This window comes from Selenomonadales bacterium (assembly GCA_017442105.1).
Classification (GTDB): Bacteria; Bacillota; Negativicutes; order RGIG982; family RGIG982; genus RGIG982.
Window position 1 is genome coordinate 1 of the sequence record JAFSAX010000214.1, and the last position, 2,626, is coordinate 2,626.

Below are 2,626 nucleotides of genomic sequence, written 5' to 3' on the forward strand. Positions count from 1 at the left end.
TTTCGGCACAAAATAAAAACCGCGCCCAACATTGAGCGCGGTAACCAATCATATTTATTCTTATCGTTTCATGCGGCGCACAGCAGCTACAAGCGGTACGATCAAGAGTACCGATACCACCGCTTCGGGAATCCCGTTCATCGTTGCCACACCGACGATAACACTCAAGACCACATCCGGATCGAGCGATTTTGCCGCAGCATATTCTGCCGCATACAAGAAATACATCATCCCCAAGACGCCGATCGTATTCGTCAGCGAGCCAACAAGCGCACCCATACCGACACCGAGTGTTTCACTCTTTTTCGCGAACGCGCGATATGTCGCATACGCCGTGATCGCGATCAAAATACGCGGCAATACCGATACGAGCGGATTGATAAACGCGAACGATAAGAGCGTCGGTGCCGACAAATTCTGAAAGATACTAAAAAGACCGAAGATAAGCCCAATCGCCATCCCAACGATCGGCCCTTCCAAGATAGCACCGATAATAACAGGCAAGTGCATGATCGTCGCTTTCGTCGTCGGAAGCGGAATAAATCCATACCCCGTCAGACCAAGCACCATACAAATACCCGATAACATCCCGATAATAACCAATTTTCTCAGTTTAGTGCGGTCGCGAGGTACCGCCTGCCGAGTCGGTCTATTGTTCGTTTTCGTTGCCATATAAAATTGTTTCCCCCTTACTCACATCTAATTTAATAGTATGCTGTACATCCATATCATACTGCCATGACCGCCATCTGTCAATTATTCCATGCAAAATCAGTCGAATAAAGAACATCCAGGCAATAAAAAAGAAGCGCAAGAACACTTGCGCCCCTCATCTCACTTACTCAAATCAGGTCTTAAGACTTTCGCACCGCGCAGATACACATGCTCGATCTCGCGTTGCTTTTTATCCGTATTGATCAGAAGAAGTACACGAATACACTTCTCAAGTGCACCCTCGACATCCTGCTCCTGCGCACCAAAAAGCGGAACCGTCACCCAGCCCAGCTTACGCGCACCGACCGCAGAGAACCCTGCCGTCAGATCATCCGTCGCACTGAAGATCGCCGCACCGACATCCTCCGTCTGAAATCCATTCTTCTCTTGCATCGCACTCAGCAGCTCGACCACCGCTGCAATAATCTCTTCTTTATCATCGCGCTCAACCGTGATCGCACCGCGTACACCTTGCATCATACTGATCTCTCCTATCTATGCTACTATACTACCATACTACAATTAAATATTATTCCCCATCTCACGCAAAAAGTCCTGTCTATATAACCAAAAACTTTTCCTTTTTTCTACATTTTTTACTGCATGCCTAATATTCACAACCACCATTTGACGAATCAGCCGATCACAGATAAAATAAAATCAAAACATCATTACCCAGAAGGAGCATCACCCATGTCCATCGCCCATCGTGTACGCCACATCAGAAAAGCACTCAATATGACCCAAGAAGAATTCGGCCGACACCTCGGCACCAAACGCGAAGCCATCACCTCCGTAGAGATCGGTCGCGTATCCCCGAGCGGCCTTATGATAACCGCCATCTGTGCCAAATTCAACATCAGCGAAGACTGGCTCCGCCACGGTACAGGCGACATGTTCCTCCCGCCCACACACGAAAAAGAACTCGCCAAATTCTTAAGCAACCTCATCGAACGCCACGACCAAGACTTCGTCCTCCACTTCCTCACCGTCCTTACCAAACTCACCCCCGACGACTGGCACACACTAGAAAAAATCTCTGCACTTCTTCAAGCAGAACAAAAAGGAAGCAGTATCCGATAATGATACTGCTTTCTTTTTTATTTATTACTTTTCTTTCCAACCATGCACCTTCGTAAGATCGGCTTCGTCCCATGTATGAGGCTTCATCTCCACGGCAGGGATACCGAGCGGCAGGATGCCGACGATGCGATATTCGTCCGCGAGCTTGAGGAGCTGTCTGACGGCACTCTCCGCGTCTTGTCCTTCTCTTGTTTTTCTGAGATGTATTTGACACCAGCAGTTGCCGATGCCGAGATCAGTCGCCGCAAGGCTCATATATGAGAGCGCAATAGAGGAGTCTTCTATCCATGTATCGGCTTTTTGCTCACTCGCAATAACGACAATGGCAGTATGGCAGTCTGCTATCATAGCAGAGCCGTACTCTTTTACCTGCGACAGCTTTTGGAGCATCGCTTTGTCTTGTACGACGATCAATTCGCACGGTTTTCTGTTCATGCTTGTCGGCGCGATAAGTCCCGCCTGTAATATCCTCTTTAACTTATCCGCAGGTATCGCTTCATCTGTATATTGTCTGATGCTTCTTCGTTTGAGCATCGTATCCATTAGTTCCATTCATTAGTCCTCCGATTGCAATAAAGTGAACTGATTTTTGTCGAATATAAGAAGGCCGTCATCTCGCATTTTGCCAAGCTCGTTTGACATGGCACTGCGGTCTACGGGAAGGAAGTCGGCAAGCTGTTGACGATTGAACGGTATGGTGAACGTACCGCTGTTGTGACGTTTGGCTTCCTCTGACAGATAGGAGATGAGCTTTTCGCGTGTAGAGCGTTTTGCCATATGGCCGAGTTTCTGTACGAGCTTGCGATTTTTTTCCGAGATAGCAAAGAAA

General features: G+C 47.9%; 5 protein-coding genes. 1 reads left to right on the forward strand and 4 read right to left on the reverse strand.

Features of this window, described 5'->3' with window-relative positions:
• Positions 1-60 precede the first annotated feature (60 nt).
• Both IJN28_08190 and aroH read right to left on the reverse strand, forming a co-directional pair.
• Positions 61-672, reverse strand: coding sequence for an ECF transporter S component (locus IJN28_08190; protein MBQ6713747.1), 612 nt, complete (start codon positions 670-672; stop codon positions 61-63).
• 162 nt (positions 673-834) lie between these two features.
• Positions 835-1,191: a chorismate mutase gene (aroH, locus tag IJN28_08195; protein ID MBQ6713748.1), complete on the reverse strand. Its 357-nt coding sequence runs from the start codon at positions 1,189-1,191 to the stop codon at positions 835-837.
• 216 nt (positions 1,192-1,407) lie between these two features.
• Here aroH and IJN28_08200 point away from each other — a divergent pair, with 216 nt between their 5' ends.
• A complete protein-coding gene (locus IJN28_08200) occupies positions 1,408-1,797 on the forward strand; it encodes a helix-turn-helix transcriptional regulator (GenBank protein MBQ6713749.1) in 390 nt (129 codons plus the stop codon).
• 24 nt (positions 1,798-1,821) lie between these two features.
• Here the strand turns inward: IJN28_08200 and IJN28_08205 are convergent, their stop codons facing one another.
• Together IJN28_08205 and IJN28_08210 are read right to left on the reverse strand one after the other, a co-directional pair.
• On the reverse strand, positions 1,822-2,349 hold the full coding sequence (locus tag IJN28_08205) for a nitroreductase family protein (protein MBQ6713750.1): 528 nt from the start codon (positions 2,347-2,349) through the stop codon (positions 1,822-1,824).
• A 3-nt stretch (positions 2,350-2,352) separates the two neighbouring features.
• Positions 2,353-2,626, reverse strand: a 274-nt coding sequence (locus tag IJN28_08210) for a winged helix-turn-helix domain-containing protein (GenBank protein ID MBQ6713751.1), incomplete at its 5' end; no start/stop codon positions are given.

What these genes read in the sequence shown, in the direction of transcription:
- IJN28_08190 (MBQ6713747.1), bottom strand. Translation starts at nt 672, where the DNA reads ATGGCAACGAAAACGAACAATAGACCGACTCGGCAGGCGGTACCTCGC.
- aroH (MBQ6713748.1), bottom strand. Translation starts at nt 1,191, where the DNA reads ATGCAAGGTGTACGCGGTGCGATCACGGTTGAGCGCGATGATAAAGAA.
- IJN28_08200 (MBQ6713749.1), top strand. Translation starts at nt 1,408, where the DNA reads ATGTCCATCGCCCATCGTGTACGCCACATCAGAAAAGCACTCAATATG.
- IJN28_08205 (MBQ6713750.1), bottom strand. Translation starts at nt 2,349, where the DNA reads ATGGAACTAATGGATACGATGCTCAAACGAAGAAGCATCAGACAATAT.